Consider the following 24,347-nt stretch of genomic DNA (forward strand, 5'->3'; position numbering starts at 1 on the left):
TCAACCACTTCGTTGAACGCAAGCGTGTACCAACGCGATTCGAGACTCTGTGCGCGCCCAGCAAAGAAGAGAGTTAGAACGAGATGTCCATCCGCTCGAAGATCACCTACACCTTCACCGACGAAGCACCCGCCCTCGCGACCTATTCGCTTCTTCCCATCGTAAAAGCCTTTGCCGCCTCCGCCGGCATCGACGTCGAGACCCGCGACATCTCTCTTTCGGGCCGTATCCTGGCCTCCTTCGCTGACAAGCTCGGCGACAAGGCGATCGAAGACGATCTGGCCTATCTGGCCCAACTGGCCACCGACGCCAAAGCCAACATCATCAAGCTGCCGAACATCTCCGCTTCGGTACCGCAGCTCAAGGGCGCCATCGCCGAGCTGCAGAAGCTGGGCTACGCCGTTCCGGACTTCCCCGAAGACCCGCAGACCGACGAAGAGAAAGACACCCGCGCCCGCTACGCCAAGGTCCTGGGCAGCGCCGTGAACCCGGTCCTGCGTGAGGGCAACTCCGACCGCCGCGCCCCGGCCGCCGTAAAAGCTTACGCGCGCAAACACCCGCACAGCATGGGCAAGTGGAGCATGGCTTCGCGCTCCCACGCCGACTACATGCGTGGCGGCGACTTCTTCTCCAGCGAGCAATCGGTCACCATTCCGAAAGCCGGTGAAGTCCGCATCGAGTTCGTCGGCAAGGACGGCAAGGTCGAAACCAAGAAGACCCTGAAGATGCAGGACGGGGAAGTCCTCGACAGCATGTTCATGAGCTGCAGCAAACTGCGCGCCTTCTTCGAGAAGACCCTGCAGGACTGCAAGGAAACCGGCGTCATGTGGTCCCTGCACGTCAAGGCCACCATGATGAAGATCTCCCACCCGATCGTCTTCGGCCACGCCGTCACCGTCTACTACAAGGACGTGTTCGAGAAGTACGGCCAGCTGTTCGAAGAGCTGGGCGTGAACCCGAACAACGGCATCTCCAGCGTCTACGACAAGATCAAGTCGCTGCCGGCCTCGCAGCAGGAAGAAATCCTGCACGACATCCACGAGGTGTACAGCCACCGTCCGGAAATGGCGATGGTCGACTCGGTCAAGGGCATCACCAACCTGCACATCCCCAGCGACGTGATCGTCGACGCCTCCATGCCGGCCATGATCCGCAACTCGGGTCAGATGTGGGGCAAGGACGGCAAGCAGAAAGACACCAAGGCGGTAATGCCGGAAAGCACCTACGCCCGCATCTACCAGGAAATGATCAACTTCTGCAAAACCAACGGCGCATTCGACCCGACCACAATGGGCAGCGTACCGAACGTCGGCCTGATGGCGCAGAAGGCCGAGGAATACGGCTCCCACGACAAGACCTTCGAACTGGAAGCTGACGGCGTGATGCGCGTTGTCGATGCCGACGGCAAGGTCCTGATGCAGCACGAAGTGCAGGCCGGCGACATCTGGCGCGCCTGCCAGACCAAGGACGCCCCGATCCGCGACTGGGTCAAGCTGGCCGTTACCCGTGCCCGCGCCTCCAACACCCCGGCCATCTTCTGGCTGGACCCGGAACGCGCCCACGACAACGAGCTGCGCAAGAAGGTCGAGCTGTACCTGAAAGACCACGACCTGACCGGCCTGGACATCAGCATCAAAGGCTACAACGAAGCCATCCGCACCAGCATGGAACGCCAGATGCGCGGCCTGGACACCATCTCGGTGACCGGCAACGTCCTGCGCGACTACCTGACCGACTTGTTCCCGATCATGGAACTGGGCACCTCGGCCAAGATGCTGTCCATCGTTCCGCTGATGGCGGGCGGCGGCATGTACGAAACCGGCGCCGGCGGCTCGGCTCCGAAACACGTACAGCAGCTGGTCGAAGAGAACTACCTGCGCTGGGATTCACTGGGCGAGTTCCTGGCCCTGGCGGTCTCCTTCGAGGAAGAAGGCATCAAGACCGACAACGCCAAGGCCAAGATTCTGGGCAAGACCCTGGACATCGCCACCGGCAAGCTGCTCGACAACAACAAGTCGCCGTCGCGCAAGATCGGTGAGATCGACAACCGCGGCAGCCACTTCTACCTGGCCATGTACTGGGCACAGGCCCTGGCCGAGCAGAACGACGACGCCGAGCTGAAAGCCCACTTCGCCGACCTGGCCAAGACCCTGACCGAGAAGGAAGCGGCCATCGTCGCCGAACTCAACGGTGTACAGGGCAAGCCGGCGGAAATCGGTGGCTACTACCGTTCCGACGCGGAGCTGACCAGCAAGGTCATGCGCCCGAGTGCGACCTTCAACGCCGCGATCGACGCACTGGCGTAAGCCGCTTCGTGTGACACCAGAACCCCCGGGCCTTCCCGGGGGTTCTGCTTTCTGCACCCCGCCACGTTAAACTCGCACCTTTTCGCCCCAACGAGATCATGACCATGCGCTGGCTAGCACACGTCACCGTCGCCACCATCGTCGAAGACCAGGGCCGCTTCCTGCTGGTGGAGGAAATGTCCGCTGACAAAAAGCAGGTCTTCAACCAGCCCGCCGGCCACCTGGAAGCCAACGAGACCCTGCTCGAGGCCGCCATGCGCGAAACCCTCGAGGAAACCGGCTGGGACGTGGAGCTGACCGCCGTCACCGGCATCTACCTGTACACCGCGCCGAGCAACGGCGTGACCTACCAGCGCGTCTGTTTCGCCGCGCGCCCCTTGCGCCATCATCCCGAGCGCGAGCTCGACGACGGCATCCTCGGCGCCCGCTGGATGACTCGCGAAGAATTGGCCGCACAGCCCGAGCGCTGGCGCAGCCATCTGGTGTTGCGCTGCATCGACGACTACCTGGAAGGCGAACGCTTCCCGCTGGCCCTGATCCGCGACTGAGCCAAGCCCAAATCGGCAGCCGAGCCTCTACCGCTCGGCTCTGGTAGAATCGCCCTCTTTACCTGCGTTCGTGACCCGCTGCCATGTCTGACTCACTCAAAGCCCCCCAGAACACCCGCGTCATCGTCGGCATGTCCGGCGGCGTGGATTCTTCCGTCTCCGCCCTCCTCCTCAAGGAACAGGGCTACCAGGTGGAAGGTTTGTTCATGAAGAACTGGGAAGAGGACGATGGCACCGAGTACTGCACCGCCATGACCGACCTCGCAGACGCCCAGGCTGTCTGCGACCGTATCGGCATCAAGCTGCATACCGCCAACTTCGCCGCGGAATACTGGGACAACGTCTTCGAGCACTTCCTTGAGGAATACAAGGCCGGTCGCACACCGAACCCGGACATCCTCTGCAACCGCGAAATCAAGTTCAAAGCCTTCCTCGACTACGCCGTTGCCCTGGGCGCCGACCTGATCGCCACCGGGCACTACGTGCGCCGCCGCGACATAGACCGCCGCAGCGAGCTGCTCAAGGGCCTGGACCCGAACAAGGACCAGAGCTACTTCCTCCACGCCGTGGGTGGCGAGCAGATCGGCAAGACCCTGTTCCCGGTCGGCGAACTGGAGAAGCCCGAGGTTCGCGCCATCGCCGAGAAATACGGCCTGGCCACTGCGAAGAAGAAGGACTCCACCGGCATCTGCTTCATCGGTGAGCGCCGTTTCAGCGACTTCCTCAAGCAGTACCTGCCGGCCCAGCCGGGGAACATCGAGACCACCGACGGCACCATCATCGGCAAGCACGTCGGCCTGATGTACCACACCATCGGCCAGCGCCAGGGCCTGGGCATCGGCGGCCTGAAGAATGCCGACGACAGCCCCTGGTACGTACTGGAGAAGGACCTGGTGCGCAACGTCCTGGTCGTCGGCCAGGGCAACGACCACCCATGGCTGTTCTCCCGCGCCCTGCACGCCTCGCACATCTATTGGGTCAACCCCATCGACCTGGACCAGCCCAAGCCCCTGCGCGCCAAGGTGCGCTACCGCCAGGCCGACCAGGACTGTGTGCTGGAACGCACCGAGAACGGTTACCGCGCCGTCTTCGACGAGCCGCAGCGCGCCGTCACCCCCGGCCAGTCCGTCGTCTTCTATGACGGCGAAGTCTGCCTTGGTGGCGGCGTCATCGAATCCGCTGAACCCGCGTTCGCTAAGGACCGTAAATGAGCGATCTGCACGACCAGATCATCGCCCTCTCCGGCATCTTCGAAGCCGCCTCCCTGGTAGACCGCCTCGCCCGCACAGGACAGATTCCCGAGGCGCCGCTGGGCTGCATGCTCGGCAGCTTGCTGGTGCGCGACCCGAAGACCACCCTCGACGTCTACGGCGGCGACACCGCCAACCTGCGCGAGGGCTTCCGCGCGCTGGTCAGCGCCCTCGAGCGCGACCCCAACAGCCTGCAGCGCGAGCCGCTGCGCTACGCACTGTCGCTGATCGGCCTGGAGCGCCAGCTCAACAAGCGTCCCGACATGCTCGACATCATGGGCACCCGCCTGGACCAGGTTCAGCAGCAAGTGCAGCACTTCGGCCTGGTCCACGAGAACGTCATCGCCTCCTGCGCCGGCCTCTACCAGGACACCCTGAGCACCTTCCGCCAGCGCATCCAGGTACATGGCGACATGCGCCACCTGCAGATCAACGCCAATGCCGCGCGCATCCGCGCCCTGCTGTTGGCGGGCATCCGCTCCGCGCGCCTGTGGCGACAGCTCGGCGGCAACCGCTGGCAGATGCTGTTCAGCCGGAAGAAAATGCTGAACGAACTGCGCCCCCTGCTTCGCGGCTGAAACACGCCCTTCCGGTCGTCGCAAGGGCGACCGGTTCGCGCCATTCATGTATGATGTGCGCCCTTTTCGTTGACCGACAGCTACGAGAACGCCCCATGCAGCTTTCCTCCCTTACCGCGGTATCCCCCGTTGACGGCCGTTACGGCAGCAAGACCAGCGCCCTGCGTCCGATTTTCAGCGAATACGGCCTGATCCGTTTCCGCGTCCTGGTGGAGGTTCGCTGGCTCCAGCGTCTCGCCGCCCACGCCGGCGTCCCTGAAGTCGCGCCTTTCTCCGCCGAAGCCAACGCCCTGCTGAACCAGCTGACCGACGACTTCCAGCTGGAGCACGCGCAGCGCATCAAGGACATCGAGCGCACCACCAACCACGACGTCAAGGCCGTGGAATACCTGCTCAAGGAACAAGCCGCCAAGCTGCCGGAACTGGCCAAGGTCAGCGAGTTCATCCACTTCGCCTGCACCTCCGAGGACATCAACAACCTGTCCCACGCCCTGATGCTGCGCGAAGGCCGTGACACCGTGCTGCTGCCGCTGATGCGCCAGATCGCCGACTCCATCCGCGAGCTCGCGGTGAAGTTCGCCGACGTGCCGATGCTCTCGCGCACCCACGGCCAGCCGGCCTCCCCGACTACCCTGGGCAAGGAACTGGCCAACGTCGTCTACCGCCTGGAGCGCCAGATCAAGCAGGTCGCTTCGGTCGAGCTGCTCGGCAAGATCAACGGCGCCGTGGGCAACTACAACGCCCATCTCTCGGCCTATCCGCAAGTGGATTGGGAAGCCAACGCCCGCGAATTCATCGAAGGCGACCTCGGCCTGAACTGGAACCCCTACACCACCCAAATCGAGCCGCACGACTACATCGCCGAGCTGTTCGACGCCGTCGCGCGCTTCAACACCATTCTCATCGACTTCGATCGCGACATCTGGGGCTACATATCCCTGGGCTACTTCAAGCAGAAGACCGTCGCCGGCGAGATTGGCTCCTCGACCATGCCGCACAAGGTCAATCCGATCGACTTCGAGAACTCCGAAGGCAACCTGGGTATCGCCAACGCCCTGCTCCAGCACCTGGCCAGCAAGCTGCCGATTTCCCGCTGGCAGCGCGATCTGACCGACTCCACCGTGCTGCGCAACCTCGGCGTCGGTTTCGCCCACAGCGTCATCGCCTACGAAGCCAGCCTGAAAGGCATCGGCAAGCTGGAGCTGAACACCGCTCGCATCGCCGATGACCTGGACGCCTGCTGGGAAGTCCTGGCCGAACCGGTACAGACCGTCATGCGTCGCTACGGCATCGAGAACCCCTACGAGAAGCTCAAGGAACTGACCCGCGGCAAAGGCATCAGCGCCGAAGCCCTGCAGGTGTTCATCGAAGGCCTCGACATGCCGGCAGAAGCCAAGGCCGAGCTGAAGCAACTGACCCCCGCGAATTACATCGGTAACGCCGCCGCCCAGGCCAAGCGCATCTGAGATTCGCCCTGACTTTGCACGCCCGGCTGTGCCGGGCGTTTTTGTTTCAAGGACTTAACGATGAATCCTGCTATTCCTCTTCAGCTATTGGGCGGCATCAGCGCCGAAGAATTCCTCCGCGATTACTGGCAGAAAAAGCCCCTGCTGGTGCGCCAGGCCATCCCCGATTTCAAGAGCCCGTTGGACCCAGACGAGCTGGCCGGCCTTGCCCTGGAAGAGATGATCGAATCGCGCATCGTCCTCGAACACGGCGACAGCCCGTGGGAGCTGCGCCGCGGCCCGTTCCAGGAAGACACCTTCAGCCAGATGCCCGAGCGCGACTGGACCCTGCTAGTGCAAGCCGTCGACCAGTTCATCCCGGAAGTTGCCGAACTACTGGAACACTTCAAGTTCCTGCCCAGCTGGCGGATCGATGACGTGATGATCAGCTACGCCGCACCGGGCGGCGGCGTCGGCCCGCACTTCGACAACTACGACGTGTTCCTGCTGCAGGGCCACGGCCGCCGCCGCTGGAAAGTCGGCCAGACCTGCGACGCCAGCAGCCCGATGCTGCCCCATGCCGACCTGCGCATCCTCGCCGAATTCGAAGAAAGCGCCGACTGGGTGCTGGAGCCCGGCGATATGCTCTACCTGCCGCCGCGCATTGCCCACTACGGCATCGCCGAAGACGACTGCATGACCTACTCGGTCGGCTTCCGCGCACCCAGTGCCGCCGAAGTGCTGACCCATTTCACCGACTTCCTCGCCCAGTTCCTCTCCGACGAAGAGCGCTACAGCGACGCCGGCATGGCGGCGATGAAAGGTGACTTCGACCAGCACCAGATCCAGCGCGACGCCCTCGACCGCCTGAAAAACCTGCTGCAAGAGCACATGAGCGATGAACGCCTGCTGCTCACCTGGTTCGGCCAGTTCATGACCGAGCCGCGCTACCCGGAACTGGTGGCTGGCGAGGAGATCGAGGAAGACGACCTGACCACCGCCATCAAGGACGGCGAAGTGCTGATCCGCAACCCCAGCGCCCGCATGGCCTGGAGCGAAGTGGACGTCGGCCTGCTGCTGTTCGCCAGCGGCCAGACCGTGGTCCTGCCGGAAAAACTGCGCGACCTGCTCAAGCTGGTGTGCTCGGCCCAGTCGCTGCATGAAGGGAATCTCGGCCAATGGCTGGCCGACGACGATGGGCGTAAGCTCATCGGAGAACTGATCAAACAGGGCAGTCTGGAGTTTGCCGATGAGTAGCAAGATCAGGGTTCGCGTCGCGGACTGGCAGAAGGATAATGCCGATCTGCGGCGCATTCGCGAGGCGGTGTTCATCGCCGAGCAATCGGTCCCGCCGGAACTCGAATGGGACGCCGAGGATGTCGAAGCCGTGCACTTCCTGGCCTTCGAAGGCGATTACGCCATCGGCACCGCCCGCCTCCTGCCGGACGGGCACATCGGCCGGGTGTCGGTCCTCAAGGACTGGCGCGGCCTGAAGGTAGGCGACCTGCTGATGCGCGCCGCCATCGAGCAGGCAGAAAGCCAGGGCCTGCAGCGCCAGTTGCTGACGGCCCAGGTCTACGCCATTCCCTTCTACGAACGGCTAGGCTTTCAGGTAGCCAGCGGCGAATTCCTCGACGCCGGCCTCCCCCACGTGGACATGGTGCGCGAGAGCGCCTGAGCAGCGACTCAAAGGAGCGACATGGAAAACGCCCCGGACCAAGACGATCTCCCGGTAGAACTGCCGGACATCGAGTTCCAGTCACCGGGGCGTTTTGCCGTCCACAACCCGCCCAGCGAAGCGCTGCCGCCCGAAGCCTTGGAGCCTGCGCCTTTCCGCCTCGGCGAGGGTGACCAGCTGCACCGTTTCAGCAAGCCGGATGACGCCCGCGCCCATGCGCTGGCACTGATCCAGCAGGCGCGCCGCACGCTCTACCTCTATACCCCCGACCTGGAGCCGTGGCTGTATCACCACAGCAGCATCCAGGAAGCCTGCACCCAGCTACTACTGGGCAATCCGCGCAATCGCCTGATGATTCTGGTGCGCGACAGTAGCCGCGCGGTGAAGGAAGGCCATCGTCTGCTGAACCTCAGCCGTCGGCTGTCCAGCTACTGCCAGATCCACCGGATCAATCCCGACTACCCGAGCGAGGAGCATGCCTTTCTGCTCGCTGACGACTGCGGCCTGCTGCTGCGCCCGGAGCCAGGCGAGTACGCCGGTTACGCGCACTACAACAACGCTGGCCGCGTCCGCCAACTGATCGCGCAATTCGAACAGACCTGGAACACCAGCGTCCTCGACCCGAACCTGCGGAGTTTCCTGATTTGAGCCAACACACCCTCGCCCTGATGCTCGTCTGCGCGATCAGCTTCGCCGCCACCGCAGCGCCGCGCACCGAGATCATCCCGCTCAACTACCGCACCGCCGAAGACGTGCTGCCGGTGGCGCAGCAGGTCCTGGGCAATGAAGGCCGGGTTAGCGCCTACGGCAACCAGCTAGTGGTGAACGCCGAGCTGGCGAAGATCCGCGAACTGCAGCAGGTGCTCGAACAACTGGATACGCGCCCGCATCAGCTGCTGATCAGCGTCGATACACTCGATGGCAGCCAGGGCAGCCAGAGCGGCTACTCGGTAAACGGCTCGGTGAGCGCCGGCAATGTGGAAATCCAGGCGGGTCGCGGCGAAGTCAACGGCCGCGACCAGGTGCGCATTATCAATCGATCCACCAACAGTCGCGGAGGCGGCACCCAGCAGGTGCGCACCACCGAGGGTTCGCCCGCCTTCATCCAGGTCGGCCAGAGTCAGCCGGTGACCAACGCCGGCATCGGCCCCTACGGCCAGGTCTACAGCCAGACCGAATACCGCGACGCCAACCAGGGCATGTACGTGACCGCCAGCCTCACGGGCAACCTGGTACACATCACCCTGAGTACCCGCAACGACCGCTTCAACGGCAATTACCAGGGCTCGATGAACACCAGTTCGGCGGACACCACCGTCAGCGGCCCCATTGGCCAGTGGATCGACGTAGGCGGCGTCAGCCAGAGCAACCAGAGCACGCAAAGCGGCTACACCCGCCAGTACAGCACCCAGGGGCGCAGCGACAGTACCCTCCGGGTGAAGGTCGAAGTGCTCGACTAATCCTTCCGTAGGTGACTTGCCAGTCCTCGTTAGACCTTCGTGTAGTAGTCCAAAAAAAACACTACAAAACGTTTGACGAACGCTCGTTTGAAAGTGCATGATGGCTTCGCTCCCGCTAACCAGAGGGTCTCAAAGCCCTCCGGACCGAGCCTGTGGCCCACCCGCCGCGCTGGTCCGTGTTGTTAAGCCCACAAGGCGGATCGACGAGGTTGCGACTGGCAAGAGGTTGTCCTGAGGGACGGGGAAGCAAGCCTTAGCAACAGTACGAAGTGACGGATTCAGCCGTCCACCATTGCCCAACGGCTGCCACGAGCCGGCAAGCGATTCTGGATGTCACCGCTGCAGTCACCCGTCTGTACGCCGCTCTACCCCCACTCCTCCAGCGTCACTCCTTCTTTTCGGTCGTACCTTCGCCATCCCGCGGCGAGCAACCCGCAGTCAATTCCGTGCAGATACGGGTTTTGAGTGGGTAGTCGGTGCTCAACCACACACATACTTTGAAGGATTGACCATGTCCGCTTATCAAAACGACATCAAGGCCGTTGCCGCTCTGAAAGAGAAAACCGGTAACAGCTGGAGCGCTATCAACCCCGAGTCGGTTGCCCGCATGCGCGCTCAGAACCGCTTCAAGACTGGTCTGGACATCGCCAAGTACACTGCGGCCATCATGCGCAAAGACATGGCCGAGTATGACGCCGACAACTCCGTCTACACCCAGTCCCTGGGCTGCTGGCACGGCTTCATCGGCCAGCAGAAGCTGATCTCGATCAAGAAGCATCTGAAGACCACCAACAAGCGCTACCTCTACCTGTCCGGCTGGATGGTTGCCGCGCTGCGTTCCGACTTCGGCCCGCTGCCCGACCAGTCCATGCACGAGAAGACTGCCGTTTCCGGCCTGATCGAAGAGCTGTACACCTTCCTGCGCCAGGCTGACGCTCGCGAACTGGATCTGCTCTTCACCGCCCTGGACAGCGCTCGCGCTGCCGGCGACAAGGCCAAGCAGGACGAAATCCAGGCTCAGATCGACGGCTACGAAACCCACGTAGTACCGATCATCGCCGACATCGACGCCGGCTTCGGCAACCCGGAAGCGACCTACCTGCTGGCCAAGAAAATGATCGAAGCCGGTGCCTGCTGCATCCAGATCGAGAACCAGGTTTCCGACGAGAAGCAGTGCGGCCACCAGGACGGCAAAGTGACCGTTCCGCACGAAGATTTCCTCGCCAAGATCAACGCCGTTCGCTACGCGTTCCTCGAGCTCGGCGTTGACGATGGCGTGATCGTTGCCCGTACCGACTCCCTGGGCGCCGGCCTGACCAAGCAGATCGCCGTGACCAAAGAGCCGGGCGACCTGGGCGACCAGTACAACTCCTTCCTGGACTGCGAAGAAGTTTCCGCTGCCGAACTGCAGAACGGCGACGTGGTGATCAACCGCGGCGGCAAGCTGCTGCGTCCCAAGCGCCTGGCTTCCAACCTGTTCCAGTTCCGCAAGGGCACCGGCGAAGACCGCTGCGTCCTGGACTGCATCACCTCGCTGCAGAACGGCGCCGACCTGCTGTGGATCGAAACCGAGAAGCCGCACGTTGGCCAGATCAAAGGCATGGTTGACCGCATCCGTCAGGTCATCCCGAACGCCAAGCTGGTTTACAACAACAGCCCGTCGTTCAACTGGACCCTGAATTTCCGCCAGCAGGTGTTCGATGCATTCGTCGCCGAAGGCAAGGACGTTTCCGCCTACGACCGCGCCAAGCTGATGAGCGTCGAGTACGACGAAACCGAACTGGCTCAGGTTGCCGACGAGAAGATCCGTACCTTCCAGCGTGACGGTTCCGCCCACGCCGGCATTTTCCACCACCTGATCACCCTGCCGACCTACCACACCGCCGCGCTGTCCACCGACAACCTGGCCAAGGGTTACTTCGCCGACCAGGGCATGCTGGCCTACGTGAAGGGCGTTCAGCGTCAGGAACTGCGTCAGGGTATCGCCTGCGTGAAGCACCAGAACATGGCCGGCTCGGACATCGGCGACAACCACAAAGAGTACTTCGCTGGCGAAGCCGCTCTGAAAGCCTCGGGTAAAGACAACACCATGAACCAGTTCCACTAAGAACTGGCTCAACCAGCCCCTCGGGGCTGGGAGACTCCGCAAGACCCCGGCCCCGGCCGGGGTCTTGCTTTTTGTGTCTGGCCGAATTGCGCTTGGCCGAACCGCCAGCAACCCCTTCCCCGCCCGCCAAGGGCAGAACCGCTTCGACGTGCCAGCCTCGGGCTTCCTTTATATGAACGGAACGCCCCATGAGCAATAAACCCAAGCGCAACCGCCTCGCCCTCGCCGCCCACCTCATCCAGCGCCTGCCAAGCCGCCTCCACGAGCCGCTGCTGAGTCGCCTGTTCTGCTCTCAGGTGCGCTTTGCCGGAACCGCCGGCGTACGCATCCAGTGGCTCTCCAATGATGAAGTGAGAATGAGCCTGGCCAACCATCGCCGCGCCCGCAATCACATCGGCGGCTTACATGCCGCAGCCATGGCGCTGCTGGCCGAGTCCGCCAGCGGCTGCATGGTCGGCATGAACCTGCCCGATCACAAGCTGCCGCTGATCAAGACCCTCAAGGTCGACTACCTGCTTCGGGCCAGCGGCGGCCTGCGCGCCATCGCCACGCTGACGCCGGAACAGCGCCGCGCAATGCGGGACGATGATCGCGGCGAGGCGCTGGTGAAGGTGACCCTTCTGGACGAATCGGGGGCCGAACCGGTGCGCTGCGAGATGCGCTGGGCGTGGATTCGGAAGGGAAATTGAACCACCCGGATGCGGGGGCGACCAACGAGTTCACAGAGGGATAATTCGAAGTCACATACCAGGCGAAATAAAAGCCGCGCCGCTTATATGTAGTAAAGTTACGGATATACGACACCGCAAATGATAATTCTTATCATTTATGGGTGCCGATTTATTGCGGATAAATACCTCGAAAGTACTATTCGACCAAAGCCGAAGTGCCGTCACACTAGGCATCCAGAGCCGCGCAAACAGGGCGCTACGGGAAATGCAAAAGGCTTTTGCCCGAAATAGAAGCATCTGTTTGTGTTGGAAAAATTTACTTGCTGAAGGCTTTGGGCATAAAATTGGAAAGATCACCTGAACCCTTAGCTCACTATCCTTGAGTTGTCGGGTTCGCAGTACTCGGGCGTTGCGCCCGAAACCCAAGACAATCGCTTTTTGTAGGAAGGAGTATCGGCATGCCCAATCCAGCTGAACTTGCAGCTCAACACTGGGGACTCGCCGCCTTCCTTTTAGGAGTGCTGGGCCTGCTCGCCTTCATGCTAGGGGTTTCCAGCCTTCTTGGCAGTAAGGCATTTGGTCGCAGCAAGAACGAACCGTTCGAATCGGGGATCGTTCCTACCGGCAGCGCCCGCCTGCGCCTATCCGCAAAATTCTATCTGGTCGCGATGCTCTTCGTGATCTTCGACGTCGAAGCCCTCTTCCTCTTCGCCTGGTCCGTGTCCGTCCGTGAAAGCGGTTGGGCCGGTCTGATCGAGGCAACCATTTTCATAGCAATTCTGTTGGCAGGTCTTGTCTACCTGTGGCGTATCGGCGCGCTCGATTGGGCGCCGGCGGCACGTCGCGCACGGCAGGCGAAGCTAAAACAATGAGGCTTTGGCGATGCAATACAAACTTACCCGGATCGATCCGGATGCGCCCAATGATCAATACCCGATCGGCGAACGCGAAACGGTAGAAGACCCGCTCATCGAAGGGCAGGTCCACAAGAACATCTTCATGGGCAAGCTCGAGGATGTTCTCAACGGTGCGGTGAACTGGGGTCGCAAAAACTCCCTGTGGCCGTACAACTTCGGGCTGTCCTGCTGCTACGTGGAGATGACCACGGCGTTCACCGCGCCGCACGACATCGCCCGTTTCGGCGCCGAAGTGATCCGTGCATCGCCGCGCCAGGCTGACTTCATGGTCATCGCCGGCACCTGCTTCATCAAGATGGCTCCGGTCATCCAGCGCCTGTACGAGCAGATGCTGGAACCCAAGTGGGTGATCTCGATGGGGTCGTGCGCCAACTCCGGCGGCATGTACGACATCTACTCGGTCGTTCAGGGGGTCGACAAGTTCCTCCCCGTGGACGTGTACATCCCCGGCTGCCCGCCCCGTCCGGAGGCGTTCCTGCAAGGCCTGATGCTGCTACAGGAATCCATCGGCCAGGAGCGTCGCCCGTTGTCCTGGGTTGTAGGCGATCAAGGCGTCTATCGCGCCGACATGCCTGCCCAGAAGGATCTCAAGCGCGAACAGCGCATTGCGGTCACCAACCTGCGCAGCCCCGACGAAGTGTGATCCGGCCCTCCACGAGAGGCCCGTTTTCACTCCACCGTTGACCGAGTGACTTAAAGACTATGAATGCAGACTCCGCTCTGTACATCCCGCCTTACAAGGCAGACGACCAAGATATCGTCGTCGAACTGAATTCCCGCTTTGGCGCCGAGACCTTCACCGTCCAGGCCACCCGCACCGGCATGCCGGTGCTCTGGGTTGCCCGTGAGCGCCTGATCGACGTCCTTACCTTCCTGCGCAACGTGCCCAAGCCTTACGTCATGCTCTATGACCTGCACGGTGTCGACGAGCGCCTGCGCACGCATCGTCGCGGCCTGCCGGGCGCAGACTTTAGCGTGTTCTACCACCTGATGTCGCTCGAACGTAATAGTGACGTGATGATCAAGGTGGCTTTATCCGAAGGCGACCTCAATGTGCCCACCGCCACACGTATCTGGCCGAACGCCAACTGGTACGAGCGTGAGGTCTGGGACATGTACGGGATCACCTTCAATGGTCACCCGCACCTGACCCGCATGCTGATGCCGCCCACCTGGGAAGGTCACCCGCTGCGCAAGGACTACCCGGCGCGCGCCACCGAGTTCGACCCTTACGCGCTGTCCGCCGCCAAGCAGGACCTCGAGCAGGAAGCCCTACGCTTCAAGCCCGAAGACTGGGGCATGAAGCGCCACGGCGAGAACGAGGACTTCATGTTCCTCAACCTCGGCCCTAACCACCCGTCCGCGCACGGTGCGTTCCGCATCATCCTGCAACTGGATGGTGAAGAGATCCTCGACTGCGTTCCGGAGATCGGCTACCACCACCGTGGCGCCGAGAAGATGGCCGAGCGCCAGTCCTGGCACAGCTTCATTCCGTACACCGACCGTATCGACTACCTCGGCGGCGTGATGAACAACCTGCCGTACGTGCTCTCGGTCGAGAAGCTCGCCGGCATCAAGGTACCGCAGCGCGTCGACGTCATCCGCATCATGATGTCGGAGTTCTTCCGCATCCTGAACCACCTCCTCTATCTGGGTACCTACATCCAGGACGTGGGCGCGATGACCCCCGTGTTCTTCACCTTCACCGACCGCCAGCGTGCCTACAAGGTCGTCGAAGCCATCACCGGCTTCCGCCTGCACCCGGCCTGGTACCGCATCGGCGGCGTCGCCCACGACCTGCCGCGCGGCTGGGACAAGCTGGTCCGCGAGTTCCTCGACTGGATGCCCAAGCGCCTGGACGAGTACGAAACCGCCGCCCTGAAGAACAGCATCCTGCGTGGTCGTACCATCGGCGTTGCCGCGTACAACACCAAGGAAGCGCTGGAATGGGGCACCACTGGTGCCGGCCTGCGCGCCACCGGCTGTGATTTCGACCTGCGTAAAGCCCGCCCCTACTCCGGCTACGAGAACTTCGAGTTCGAAGTACCGCTGGCGGCCAATGGCGACGCCTACGACCGCTGCATGGTCAAGATGGGTGAGATGCGCCAGAGCCTGCGCATCATCGAGCAGTGCCTGAAGAACATGCCCGAAGGCCCGTACAAGGCCGACCACCCGCTGACCACGCCGCCACCCAAAGAGCGCACGCTGCAGCACATCGAAACCCTGATCACCCACTTCCTGCAGGTTTCCTGGGGCCCGGTCATGCCGGCCAACGAAGCCTTCCAGATGGTGGAAGCGACCAAGGGCATCAACAGCTACTACCTGACGAGCGATGGCAGCACCATGAGCTACCGGACCCGCATCCGGACGCCCAGCTTCCCGCACCTGCAGCAGATTCCGTCGGTGATCAACGGCAGCATGATCGCTGACCTGATCGCCTATCTGGGCAGTATCGACTTCGTTATGGCCGACGTGGACCGCTGATCATGAGTACCCTTATCCAGACAGATCGTTTCGAACTCAGCGAAACCGAGCGCTCGGCCATCGAGCACGAAATGCATCACTACGAGGACTCCCGCGCGGCGTCCATCGAAGCCCTGAAGATCGTCCAGAAGCAGCGCGGCTGGGTGCCGGACGGCGCCATTCCGGCCATCGCCGACATCCTCGGCATTCCGGACAGCGACGTCGAAGGCGTGGCGACCTTCTATAGCCAGATTTTCCGCCAGCCGGTCGGCCGCCACATCATCCGCGTCTGCGACAGCATGGTCTGCTACATCGGCGGCCACGAGTCCGTAGTCGGCGAGATCCAGAAGCAGCTGGGCATCGGCCTCGGCCAGACCACCGCCGACGGCCGCTTCACCCTGCTGCCGGTGTGCTGCCTGGGCAACTGCGACAAGGCCCCGGCGATGATGATCGACGACGACACCTTCGGCGACCTGCGTCCCGACGGCGTCGCCAAACTGCTGGAGGCCTACGCATGAGTCGCCTCACCTCCTACGGCACGCCCAACCGCACTGCGCGCGCGGCCGAAACCCATCCGCTGACCTGGCGCCTGCGTGACGACGGCGCCCCGGTCTGGCTGGAGGAGTACCAGTCGAAGAACGGCTACGCCGCCGCCCGCAAGGCGCTGGCTCAGATGGCCGCCGACGACATCGTCCAGACCGTCAAGGACTCCGGCCTCAAGGGCCGCGGCGGTGCGGGCTTCCCCACCGGCGTGAAGTGGGGCCTGATGCCCAAGGACGAATCCCTCAACATCCGCTACCTGCTGTGCAACGCGGACGAGATGGAGCCCAACACCTGGAAGGACCGCATGCTCATGGAGCAGCTGCCGCACCTGCTGGTGGAAGGCATGCTGATCTCCGCGCGCGCCCTGAAGGCCTACCGCGGCTACATTTTCCTGCGTGGCGAGTACGTCGATGCCGCCCGCAACCTCAACCGCGCCATCGAAGAAGCCAAGGCCGCAGGCCTGCTGGGCAAGAACATCCTCGGCAGCGGCTTCGATTTCGAGCTGTTCGTGCACACCGGCGCCGGCCGCTACATCTGTGGCGAAGAGACCGCGCTGATCAACTCGCTGGAAGGCCGCCGCGCCAACCCGCGCTCCAAGCCGCCCTTCCCCGCCGCCGTTGGCGTCTGGGGCAAGCCGACCTGCGTGAACAACGTCGAGACCCTGTGCAACGTGCCAGCGATCGTCGAGCACGGCGTCGACTGGTACAAGGGCCTCGCCCGCCCAGGCAGCGAAGACATGGGCACCAAGCTCATGGGTTTCTCCGGCAAGGTGAAGAACCCCGGCATCTGGGAGCTGCCCTTCGGCCTTCCGGCGCGCGAGCTGTTCGAGGACTACGCTGGCGGCATGCGCGACGGCTACAAGCTCAAGGCCTGGCAGCCGGGCGGCGCCGGTACCGGCTTCCTCCTGCCGGAACACCTGGACGCGCTGTTCTACGCTGGCGGCGTCGCCAAGGTCGGTACTCGTATGGGTACCGGTCTGGCCATGGCGGTGGACGACAGCGTCAACATGGTTTCCCTGCTGCGCAACATGGAAGAGTTCTTCGCCCGCGAGTCCTGCGGCTGGTGCACTCCGTGCCGCGACGGCCTGCCGTGGAGCGTGAAGGTCCTGCGCGCGCTGGAGAAAGGCGAAGGCGCCCAGGGCGACCTGGAGACCCTCGAGCAGCTCGTCAACTTCCTCGGCCCAGGCAAGACTTTCTGTGCTCACGCACCGGGTGCCGTCGAGCCGCTGGGCAGCGCATTGAAGTATTTCCGTCCCGAGTTCGAAGCGGGCATTTCCCGCCAGGCTCAGGCCGTACAAGCTCCGCAGGTCGTCGGCGCTTGATGCTTTGATCGCCGGGCGCTGCGCCCGGCGTTGTTTCGTTGTAGTGCCGCGGCGTGCCGCCGGCCCGATGAAACCGTGATTTCTATTAGCCACGCCCGCTGACAACGGGCCAACGAAGACTTAGACCCATGGCCACGATCCACGTAGACGGCAAGACGTTAGAAGTCGACGGAGCGGACAACCTGTTGCAGGCCTGCCTCTCCCTCGGTCTCGACATCCCCTACTTCTGCTGGCACCCGGCGCTCGGTAGCGTCGGCGCCTGCCGCCAGTGCGCGGTCAAGCAGTATACCGACGAGAACGACACCCGCGGTCGCATCGTCATGTCCTGCATGACTCCCGCCACCGACAACACCTGGATTTCCATCGAAGACGAAGAATCCAAGGCATTCCGTGCCAGCGTCGTCGAATGGCTGATGACCAACCACCCGCACGACTGCCCGGTCTGCGAGGAAGGCGGTCACTGCCATCTGCAGGACATGACGGTGATGACCGGCCACAACCAGCGCCGGTACCGCTTCACCAAGCGCACCCACCAGAACCAGGAGCTCGGCCCGTTCATCGCCCACGAGATGAACCGCTGCATCGCCTGCTACCGCTGCGTCCGTTACTACAAGGACTACGCTGGCGGCACCGATCTGGGCGTCTATGGCGCGCACGACAACGTCTACTTCGGCCGGATCGAGGACGGTGTACTGGAGAGCGAATTCTCCGGGAACCTGACCGAGGTCTGCCCGACCGGCGTGTTCACCGACAAAACCCACTCCGAGCGCTACAACCGCAAGTGGGACATGCAGTTCGCCCCGAGCATCTGCCATGGCTGCTCCAGCGGCTGCAACATCAGCCCTGGCGAACGTTACGGTGAAATCCGCCGCATCGAGAACCGCTACAACGGCTCGGTGAACCACTACTTCCTGTGCGACCGCGGTCGCTTCGGCTACGGCTACGTCAACCGCGAAGACCGCCCGCGTCAGCCGCAGCTGATGCTGAGCAAGCAGAAGCTCTCGCTGGACGGCGCCCTGGACCAAACCGCAGCGTTGCTCAAGGGTCGCAAGGTCATCGGCATCGGTTCGCCGCGCGCGAGCCTGGAAAGCAACTACGCCCTGTCCGCACTGGTCGGCGCGCAGAACTTCTACAGCGGCATTTCCGCTGACGAACTACAGCGTCTGAAACTGGTCCTGAAAGTCATGCAGGACGGCCCGCTGCCGGCGCCGACCATCCGTGACATCGAAGACCACGATGCGGTATTCGTGCTCGGCGAAGACCTGACCCAGACCGCTGCCCGTATCGCCCTGGCCCTGCGCCAGTCGGTGAAGGGCAAGGGCGAGGACATGGCCGCCGCGATGAAGATCCAGCCGTGGCTCGACGCCGCGGTGAAGACCATCGCCCAGCACGAGATGAACCCGCTGTTCATCGCCAGCCTGGATGAAACCCGCCTGGACGACGTCGCCGCCGAGTGCGTGCACGCCGCTACCGAAGACCTGGCTCGCCTGGGCTTCGCCGTGGCCCATGCCATTGATGCGAGCGCCCCGGCCGTGGCCGGCCTCGACGCCGAAGCCGCCGCCCTCGCCCAGCGCATCGCCGATGCCCTGGTTGCCGCCAAGCGTCCGCTGGTCATCTCCGGCACCTCGCTGGGCAGCAATGCCCTGATCGAAGCCGCGGCCAACATCGCCAGCGCGCTGAAGAACCGCGAGAAGAACGGATCCCTGAGCCTGGTCGTCCCGGAAGCCAACAGCCTGGGCCTGGCCCTCTTCGGTGGTGAATCCGTCGAAGCCGCTCTCGAGCAGTTGACCTCCGGCGCCGCCGATGCCGTGGTGATCCTGGAGAACGACCTGTACCGCCGCGCCGACGCTGCTGCCGTCGATGCCGCTCTGGCCGCCGCGAAGATCGTCGTCGTCGCCGATCACCAGCAGACCGCCACCACTGCCAAGGCCACCGTGCTGCTGCCGGCCGCCAGCTTCGCCGAAGGCGATGGCACCCTGGTCAGCCAGGAAGGCCGCGCCCAGCGCTTCTTCCAGGTCTTCGATCCGACCTACTACAACGCCGACAACCTGGTTCGCGAAGGCTGGCGCTGGCTGCACGCCCTGCACAGCACCCTCGAAGGCAAGCGCGTCGACTGGACCCAACTGGACCACGTGATTGACGCCGTCGTCGCTGCCAAGCCGCAACTGGCCGGCATCCGCGAAGCCGCACCGAACGCCGCGTTCCGCATCAAGGGTCTGAAGCTGGCGCGCGAGCCGCACCGCTACTCCGGCCGTACTGCCATGCGCGCCAACATCAATGTCAGCGAGCCGCGTCAGCCGCAGGACATCGACTCCGCGTTCGCGTTCTCCATGGAAGGCTACGCCGGCAGCGCCGAACCGCGTCAGCAGATTCCGTTCGCCTGGTCCCCGGGCTGGAACTCCCCGCAAGCCTGGAACAAGTTCCAGGACGAAGTCGGTGGTCACCTGCGCGCCGGCGATCCGGGCGTGCGCCTGATCGAGGCCAAGGGCGATGCCCTGTGGTTCAGCGAAATTCCTGCGCCGTTCCACACCGCCGCCAGCCAGTTCAAGGTGGTGCCCTTCTATCACCTGTTCGGCAGCGAGGAGAACTCCTCGAAAGCCGCCCCGGTGCAGGAACGCATCCCGCAGACCTACGTCACCCTGGCCAAGGCCGAAGCTGACCGTCTGGGCGTGAACGAAGGCGCGATCATCCGCCTGACCGTCAAGGGCCAGGAACTGCGCCTGCCGCTGCGCGTGAGCGAAGAGCTCGGCGCCGGCCTGGTTGCCCTGCCGATCGGTCTGCAAGGCATTCCTGCCGGTGTCATCGGCGCTGTCGCTGAAGGTCTGCAGGAGGCTGCGCAATGAGTTGGCTGACACCTGCCATCGTCGACATCCTGATCGAGGTCATCAAGGCCATCGTCATCCTGCTCGCCGTGGTCGTCTGCGGCGCGCTGCTTAGCTGGGTCGAGCGTCGTCTGCTCGGCCTCTGGCAGGACCGCTACGGTCCGAACCGGGTTGGCCCCTTCGGTGCCTTCCAGCTCGGCGCCGACATGCTGAAGATGTTCTTCAAGGAAGACTGGACCCCGCCGTTCGCCGACAAGATGATCTTCACCCTCGCCCCCATGATCGCCATGGGTGCGCTGCTGGTGGCGTTCGCGGTCATCCCGATCACCCCGAACTGGGGCGTGGCGGACCTGAACATCGGCATCCTGTTCTTCTTCGCCATGGCTGGCCTGACCGTTTACGCGGTGCTGTTCGCCGGCTGGTCGAGCAACAACAAGTTCGCCCTCCTCGGCAGCCTGCGCGCCTCGGCCCAGACCATCTCCTACGAGGTGTTCCTGGCCCTGTCGCTGATGGGTATCGTCGCCCAGGTCGGTTCGTTCAGCCTGCGCGACATCGTCGAATACCAGGCCCAGCACGTGTGGTTCATCATTCCGCAGTTCTTCGGCTTCATGACCTTCTTCGTCGCCGGCGTCGCCGTGACTCACCGTCACCCGTTCGACCAGCCCGAAGCCGAGCAGGAACTGGCCGACGGTTACCACATCGAGTACGCCGGCATGAAATGGGGCATGTTCTTCGTCGGCGAGTACATCGGCATCGTGCTGGTGTCCGCGCTGCTGGCGACCCTGTTCTTCGGCGGCTGGCACGGTCCCTTCGGCATCCTGCCGCAGATCCCGTTCATCTGGTTCGCCCTGAAAACCGGCTTCTTCATCATGATGTTCATTTTGCTGCGGGCCTCCATCCCACGCCCGCGCTATGACCAGGTGATGGCCTTCAGCTGGAAGTTCTGCCTCCCGCTGACCCTGATCAACCTGCTGGTGACCGGCGCTGTCGTGCTGGCCAGCCAGTAAGGAGTAGGACCATGATCAAGTACATTTTCGACGTGGTGCACGGCACCTACACCCAGCTGCGCAGCCTGGTGATGATCTTCGGTCACGCCTTCCGCAAGCGTGACACCCTGCAGTACCCGGAAGAGCCCGTGTACCTGCCGCCGCGCTACCGTGGCCGCATCGTGCTCACCCGCGACCCCGACGGCGAGGAGCGCTGCGTTGCGTGCAACCTGTGCGCCGTGGCCTGCCCGGTCGGCTGCATCTCCCTGCAGAAGGCCGAGACCGACGACGGTCGCTGGTACCCCGAGTTCTTCCGCATCAACTTCTCCCGCTGCATCTTCTGCGGCCTGTGCGAAGAAGCCTGCCCGACCACCGCGATCCAGCTGACGCCGGATTTCGAGATGGGCGAGTTCAAGCGCCAGGACCTGGTCTACGAGAAGGAAGACCTGCTGATCTCCGGCCCCGGCAAGAACCCGGACTACAACTTCTACCGCGTTGCCGGCATGGCCATCGCCGGCAAGCCGAAAGGCGCCGCGCAGAACGAAGCCGAACCGATCAACGTCAAGAGCTTGCTGCCGTAAGGAGACGTCGCGTGGAATTCGCTTTCTACTTCGCCGCCGGCGTCGCCGTGCTGGCAACCTTCCGGGTCATCACCAACAGCAATCCGGTGCATGCCCTGCTCTACCTCATCATTTCGCTGCTCGCAGTTTCGATGACCTTCTTCAGCCTCGGCGCCCCGTTCGCCGGTGCCCTGGAAATCATCGTCTACGCTGGCGCGATCATGGTGCTGTTCGTCTTCGTGGTCATGATGCTCAACCTCGGCCCGGCGATTGCCGAGCAGGAGCGCAAGTGGCTCAAGCCCGGCGTCTGGTTCGGCCCCGGCGCCCTGGCTGCCGTGCTGCTGGTTGAACTGCTGTGGATGCTCTCGCGCACTCCGAGCGGCATCGGCATTGGCCACACCACCGTGGACGCCAAGGCCGTGGGCATCAGCCTGTTCGGCCCGTACCTGCTGGTCGTCGAACTGGCCTCGATGCTGCTGCTGGCGGCACTGGTCGCCGCCTACCACCTCGGCCGCCACGAAGCGAAGGACTAACACCATGAATGCAATCCCTCTCGAACACGGACTGGCGCTCGCCGGTGTGCTGTTCTGCTTCGGCCTGGTGGGCCTGATGGTACGACGCAACATCCTGTTCGTACTGATGAGCCTGGAAGTGATGATGAACGCCGCCGCTCTGGCCTTCGTGGTCGGTGGCGCCCGCTGGGGCCAGCCTGACGGCCAGGTGATGTTCATCCTGGTGCTCAGCCTGGCTGCGGCCGAGGCCAGCATCGGCCTGGCGATCCTGCTCCAGCTGTATCGCCGCTTCCATACCCTCGATATCGACGCTGCCAGCGAGATGCGCGGATGAACCTGCTGCCCCTTACTTTCCTGTTCCCCCTGGTCGGCTTCCTGCTGCTCTCGTTCTCCCGTGGCAAGTGGTCGGAAAATCTCTCGGCACTGGTGGGTGTCGGCTCCGTGGGCCTGGCGGCCCTCTCCGCCTTCTGGGCGATCTGGAGCTTCCACAGCAACCCGCCCGAAGGTGGCGCCTACAGCCTGGTGCTGTGGCAATGGATGAGCGTTGGCGACTTCAAGACCAACTTCACCCTGTACCTGGACGGCCTGTCGGTCACCATGCTCGGCGTGGTCACCGGCGTCGGCTTCCTGATCCACCTGTTCGCCTCTTGGTACATGCGCGGTGAAACCGGTTACTCGCGTTTCTTCGCCTACACCAACCTGTTCATCGCCAGCATGCTGTTCCTGGTGCTGGGCGATAACCTGCTGTTCATGTACTTCGGCTGGGAAGGCGTGGGTCTCTGCTCCTACCTGCTGATCGGTTTCTATTACAACCACGTACCCAACGGCAACGCAGCGCTGAAGGCCTTCATCGTGACCCGCGTGGGTGACGTGTTCTTCGCCATCGGCATGTTCATCCTGTTCCAGCACCTGGGCACGCTGAACATCCAGGAACTGCTGGTCCTGGCCCCGCAGCACTTCGCCAAGGGCGACCTGTGGATCAACCTGGCGACCCTGATGCTGCTCGGCGGCGCCGTCGGCAAGTCCGCCCAGCTGCCGCTACAGACCTGGCTGGCCGACGCGATGGCAGGCCCGACTCCGGTCTCCGCGCTGATCCACGCCGCCACCATGGTGACCGCGGGCGTCTACCTGATCGCCCGTTGCCATGGCCTGTTCGAGCTCGCTCCGAACGTCCTGGAGCTGGTCGGCATCATTGGCGCCGTGACCCTGGTCCTGGCCGGCTTCGCTGCCCTGGTGCAGACCGACATCAAGCGTATCCTCGCCTACTCGACCATGAGCCAGATCGGCTACATGTTCCTGGCCCTGGGCGTTGGCGCCTGGGGTGGCGCGATCTTCCACCTGATGACCCACGCCTTCTTCAAGGCCCTGCTGTTCCTTGCTTCGGGTGCGGTGATCGTCGCCTGCCACCACGAGCAGAACATCTTCAAGATGGGTGGTCTGTGGAAGAAGCTGCCGCTGGCCTACGCAAGCTTCGTGGTCGGTGGTGCTGCGCTGTCCGCCCTGCCCTTCCTGACCGCCGGCTTCTACTCCAAGGACGAGATCCTCTGGGAAGCCTTCGCCAGCGGTCACCCGAACCTGCTGATCGCAGGGCTCGTCGGTGCGTTCATGACCTCGCTGTACACCTTCCGCCTGATCTTCATCGCCTTCCACGGCGAAGCGAAGACCGAAGCGCACGCCGGCCATGGCATCAGCCACTGGCTGCCGCTGGGTGTCCTGATCGTGCTCTCCACCTTCATCGGCGCGCTGATCACGCCGCCGCTGGCCGGCGTCCTGCCGGAAAGCGCCGGTCACGCCGGTGGTGAAGCCAAGCACAGCCTGGAAATCGCCTCGGGCGCCATCGCCATCGCCGGTATCCTGCTGGCAGGCCTGCTGTTCCTCGGCAAGCGCCGCTTCGTCACCGCCGTCGCCCAGAGCGCACCGGGCCGCTTCTTCGGCACCTGGTGGCTGCACGCCTGGGGCTTCGACTGGCTGTACGACAAGCTGTTCGTGAAACCCTATCTGCTGATCTGCCGCCTGCTGGCCGCGGACCCGATCGACAAGACCCTGGTCCTGGTCCCGCTCACCGCCCGCGGTGGTCACAAACTCCTCAGCCTCACCGAGAACGGCCGCCTGCGTTGGTACGCCGCTTCCTTGGTGGGTGGCGCCGCGCTGCTCCTCGGCGCGCTGCTGCTGGCTTAATG

The 24,347-nt window shown here is 63.4% G+C and carries 22 protein-coding genes; all 22 read left to right on the forward strand.

The genetic code is table 11. The features are described 5' to 3' along the window. Window positions 1-83: 83 nt before the first annotated feature. Window positions 84-2,306, forward strand: coding sequence for an NADP-dependent isocitrate dehydrogenase (locus ACIPK7_RS06960; RefSeq protein WP_192431104.1), 2,223 nt, complete (start codon window positions 84-86; stop codon window positions 2,304-2,306). Between the two features lie 104 nt (window positions 2,307-2,410). Continuing rightward, window positions 2,411-2,854: an NUDIX hydrolase gene (locus ACIPK7_RS06965; RefSeq protein WP_192431103.1), complete on the forward strand. Its 444-nt coding sequence runs from the start codon at window positions 2,411-2,413 to the stop codon at window positions 2,852-2,854. Window positions 2,855-2,937: 83 nt separating this feature from the next. After that, the gene (mnmA, locus tag ACIPK7_RS06970) at window positions 2,938-4,065 is read left to right on the forward strand and encodes a tRNA 2-thiouridine(34) synthase MnmA (RefSeq protein ID WP_192431102.1); all 1,128 of its coding nucleotides are present in this window, start codon (window positions 2,938-2,940) and stop codon (window positions 4,063-4,065) included. Continuing rightward, the gene (gene hflD / locus ACIPK7_RS06975; RefSeq protein ID WP_192431101.1) at window positions 4,062-4,682 is read left to right on the forward strand and encodes a high frequency lysogenization protein HflD; all 621 of its coding nucleotides are present in this window, start codon (window positions 4,062-4,064) and stop codon (window positions 4,680-4,682) included. The genes mnmA and hflD overlap by 4 nt, the downstream gene beginning before the upstream one ends. A gap of 95 nt (window positions 4,683-4,777) precedes the next feature. Next, window positions 4,778-6,148, forward strand: coding sequence for an adenylosuccinate lyase (gene purB / locus ACIPK7_RS06980; RefSeq protein ID WP_401086790.1), 1,371 nt, complete (start codon window positions 4,778-4,780; stop codon window positions 6,146-6,148). A gap of 60 nt (window positions 6,149-6,208) precedes the next feature. Then, complete coding sequence (locus ACIPK7_RS06985) at window positions 6,209-7,384, forward strand: JmjC domain-containing protein (protein WP_401086796.1); 1,176 nt, start codon at window positions 6,209-6,211, stop codon at window positions 7,382-7,384. After that, window positions 7,377-7,805, forward strand: coding sequence for a GNAT family N-acetyltransferase (locus tag ACIPK7_RS06990; RefSeq protein ID WP_017517103.1), 429 nt, complete (start codon window positions 7,377-7,379; stop codon window positions 7,803-7,805). Before ACIPK7_RS06985 ends, ACIPK7_RS06990 begins: the two co-directional genes overlap by 8 nt. Window positions 7,806-7,826: 21 nt before the next feature. Further along, entirely contained in the window at window positions 7,827-8,453 is a 627-nt protein-coding gene (locus ACIPK7_RS06995) for a histone acetyltransferase HPA2 (protein WP_192431098.1), read from the forward strand. A gap of 20 nt (window positions 8,454-8,473) precedes the next feature. Further along, on the forward strand, window positions 8,474-9,265 hold the full coding sequence (locus ACIPK7_RS07000; protein ID WP_192431474.1) for a secretin N-terminal domain-containing protein: 792 nt from the start codon (window positions 8,474-8,476) through the stop codon (window positions 9,263-9,265). 511 nt (window positions 9,266-9,776) lie between these two features. Continuing rightward, on the forward strand, window positions 9,777-11,372 hold the full coding sequence (locus ACIPK7_RS07005; protein WP_192431097.1) for an isocitrate lyase: 1,596 nt from the start codon (window positions 9,777-9,779) through the stop codon (window positions 11,370-11,372). 188 nt (window positions 11,373-11,560) lie between these two features. After that, window positions 11,561-12,061, forward strand: coding sequence for a DUF4442 domain-containing protein (locus ACIPK7_RS07010; RefSeq protein WP_192431096.1), 501 nt, complete (start codon window positions 11,561-11,563; stop codon window positions 12,059-12,061). 440 nt (window positions 12,062-12,501) lie between these two features. Continuing rightward, window positions 12,502-12,915: an NADH-quinone oxidoreductase subunit A gene (locus ACIPK7_RS07015; protein ID WP_017517108.1), complete on the forward strand. Its 414-nt coding sequence runs from the start codon at window positions 12,502-12,504 to the stop codon at window positions 12,913-12,915. Window positions 12,916-12,925: 10 nt separating this feature from the next. Then, a complete protein-coding gene (locus ACIPK7_RS07020) occupies window positions 12,926-13,603 on the forward strand; it encodes an NADH-quinone oxidoreductase subunit B family protein (RefSeq protein WP_045214755.1) in 678 nt (225 codons plus the stop codon). 59 nt (window positions 13,604-13,662) lie between these two features. Continuing rightward, the gene (nuoC, locus tag ACIPK7_RS07025) at window positions 13,663-15,444 is read left to right on the forward strand and encodes an NADH-quinone oxidoreductase subunit C/D (RefSeq protein WP_081520488.1); all 1,782 of its coding nucleotides are present in this window, start codon (window positions 13,663-13,665) and stop codon (window positions 15,442-15,444) included. Further along, window positions 15,441-15,941 carry an NADH-quinone oxidoreductase subunit NuoE gene (nuoE, locus tag ACIPK7_RS07030; RefSeq protein ID WP_169887231.1) on the forward strand — a complete coding sequence of 167 codons (501 nt, stop codon included), beginning with the start codon at window positions 15,441-15,443 and terminating at the stop codon, window positions 15,939-15,941. The genes nuoC and nuoE overlap by 4 nt, the downstream gene beginning before the upstream one ends. Further along, window positions 15,938-17,287 carry an NADH-quinone oxidoreductase subunit NuoF gene (gene nuoF, locus ACIPK7_RS07035; RefSeq protein WP_401086802.1) on the forward strand — a complete coding sequence of 450 codons (1,350 nt, stop codon included), beginning with the start codon at window positions 15,938-15,940 and terminating at the stop codon, window positions 17,285-17,287. Before nuoE ends, nuoF begins: the two co-directional genes overlap by 4 nt. Window positions 17,288-17,415: 128 nt before the next feature. Further along, window positions 17,416-20,130, forward strand: coding sequence for an NADH-quinone oxidoreductase subunit NuoG (nuoG, locus tag ACIPK7_RS07040; RefSeq protein ID WP_192431094.1), 2,715 nt, complete (start codon window positions 17,416-17,418; stop codon window positions 20,128-20,130). Then, entirely contained in the window at window positions 20,127-21,116 is a 990-nt protein-coding gene (gene nuoH, locus ACIPK7_RS07045) for an NADH-quinone oxidoreductase subunit NuoH (RefSeq protein ID WP_192431093.1), read from the forward strand. The genes nuoG and nuoH overlap by 4 nt, the downstream gene beginning before the upstream one ends. 11 nt (window positions 21,117-21,127) lie before the next feature. Beyond that, window positions 21,128-21,676: an NADH-quinone oxidoreductase subunit NuoI gene (gene nuoI, locus ACIPK7_RS07050; RefSeq protein WP_015477483.1), complete on the forward strand. Its 549-nt coding sequence runs from the start codon at window positions 21,128-21,130 to the stop codon at window positions 21,674-21,676. Window positions 21,677-21,687: 11 nt separating this feature from the next. Next, window positions 21,688-22,188 (forward strand): NADH-quinone oxidoreductase subunit J, encoded by a 501-nt coding sequence (gene nuoJ / locus ACIPK7_RS07055; protein WP_192431092.1) that lies wholly within the window; start codon window positions 21,688-21,690, stop codon window positions 22,186-22,188. Window positions 22,189-22,192: 4 nt separating this feature from the next. After that, window positions 22,193-22,501 carry an NADH-quinone oxidoreductase subunit NuoK gene (gene nuoK / locus ACIPK7_RS07060; protein ID WP_017517116.1) on the forward strand — a complete coding sequence of 103 codons (309 nt, stop codon included), beginning with the start codon at window positions 22,193-22,195 and terminating at the stop codon, window positions 22,499-22,501. Then, the gene (gene nuoL, locus ACIPK7_RS07065; protein ID WP_401086808.1) at window positions 22,498-24,345 is read left to right on the forward strand and encodes an NADH-quinone oxidoreductase subunit L; all 1,848 of its coding nucleotides are present in this window, start codon (window positions 22,498-22,500) and stop codon (window positions 24,343-24,345) included. The genes nuoK and nuoL overlap by 4 nt, the downstream gene beginning before the upstream one ends. The last annotated feature ends 2 nt before the right edge of the window (window positions 24,346-24,347 follow it).

This window comes from Pseudomonas sp. NPDC086581, assembly GCF_044746165.1.
GTDB lineage: Bacteria > Pseudomonadota > Gammaproteobacteria > Pseudomonadales > Pseudomonadaceae > Pseudomonas.

What these genes read in the sequence shown, in the direction of transcription:
- ACIPK7_RS07020 (WP_045214755.1), top strand. Translation starts at nt 12,926, where the DNA reads ATGCAATACAAACTTACCCGGATCGATCCGGATGCGCCCAATGATCAA.
- hflD (WP_192431101.1), top strand. Translation starts at nt 4,062, where the DNA reads ATGAGCGATCTGCACGACCAGATCATCGCCCTCTCCGGCATCTTCGAA.
- nuoI (WP_015477483.1), top strand. Translation starts at nt 21,128, where the DNA reads ATGATCAAGTACATTTTCGACGTGGTGCACGGCACCTACACCCAGCTG.
- ACIPK7_RS07005 (WP_192431097.1), top strand. Translation starts at nt 9,777, where the DNA reads ATGTCCGCTTATCAAAACGACATCAAGGCCGTTGCCGCTCTGAAAGAG.
- ACIPK7_RS07010 (WP_192431096.1), top strand. Translation starts at nt 11,561, where the DNA reads ATGAGCAATAAACCCAAGCGCAACCGCCTCGCCCTCGCCGCCCACCTC.
- nuoL (WP_401086808.1), top strand. Translation starts at nt 22,498, where the DNA reads ATGAACCTGCTGCCCCTTACTTTCCTGTTCCCCCTGGTCGGCTTCCTG.
- nuoG (WP_192431094.1), top strand. Translation starts at nt 17,416, where the DNA reads ATGGCCACGATCCACGTAGACGGCAAGACGTTAGAAGTCGACGGAGCG.
- nuoF (WP_401086802.1), top strand. Translation starts at nt 15,938, where the DNA reads ATGAGTCGCCTCACCTCCTACGGCACGCCCAACCGCACTGCGCGCGCG.
- mnmA (WP_192431102.1), top strand. Translation starts at nt 2,938, where the DNA reads ATGTCTGACTCACTCAAAGCCCCCCAGAACACCCGCGTCATCGTCGGC.
- nuoC (WP_081520488.1), top strand. Translation starts at nt 13,663, where the DNA reads ATGAATGCAGACTCCGCTCTGTACATCCCGCCTTACAAGGCAGACGAC.
- ACIPK7_RS06990 (WP_017517103.1), top strand. Translation starts at nt 7,377, where the DNA reads ATGAGTAGCAAGATCAGGGTTCGCGTCGCGGACTGGCAGAAGGATAAT.
- purB (WP_401086790.1), top strand. Translation starts at nt 4,778, where the DNA reads ATGCAGCTTTCCTCCCTTACCGCGGTATCCCCCGTTGACGGCCGTTAC.
- ACIPK7_RS06965 (WP_192431103.1), top strand. Translation starts at nt 2,411, where the DNA reads ATGCGCTGGCTAGCACACGTCACCGTCGCCACCATCGTCGAAGACCAG.
- ACIPK7_RS06960 (WP_192431104.1), top strand. Translation starts at nt 84, where the DNA reads ATGTCCATCCGCTCGAAGATCACCTACACCTTCACCGACGAAGCACCC.
- ACIPK7_RS06985 (WP_401086796.1), top strand. Translation starts at nt 6,209, where the DNA reads ATGAATCCTGCTATTCCTCTTCAGCTATTGGGCGGCATCAGCGCCGAA.
- ACIPK7_RS06995 (WP_192431098.1), top strand. Translation starts at nt 7,827, where the DNA reads ATGGAAAACGCCCCGGACCAAGACGATCTCCCGGTAGAACTGCCGGAC.
- nuoH (WP_192431093.1), top strand. Translation starts at nt 20,127, where the DNA reads ATGAGTTGGCTGACACCTGCCATCGTCGACATCCTGATCGAGGTCATC.
- ACIPK7_RS07015 (WP_017517108.1), top strand. Translation starts at nt 12,502, where the DNA reads ATGCCCAATCCAGCTGAACTTGCAGCTCAACACTGGGGACTCGCCGCC.
- ACIPK7_RS07000 (WP_192431474.1), top strand. Translation starts at nt 8,474, where the DNA reads ATGCTCGTCTGCGCGATCAGCTTCGCCGCCACCGCAGCGCCGCGCACC.
- nuoK (WP_017517116.1), top strand. Translation starts at nt 22,193, where the DNA reads ATGAATGCAATCCCTCTCGAACACGGACTGGCGCTCGCCGGTGTGCTG.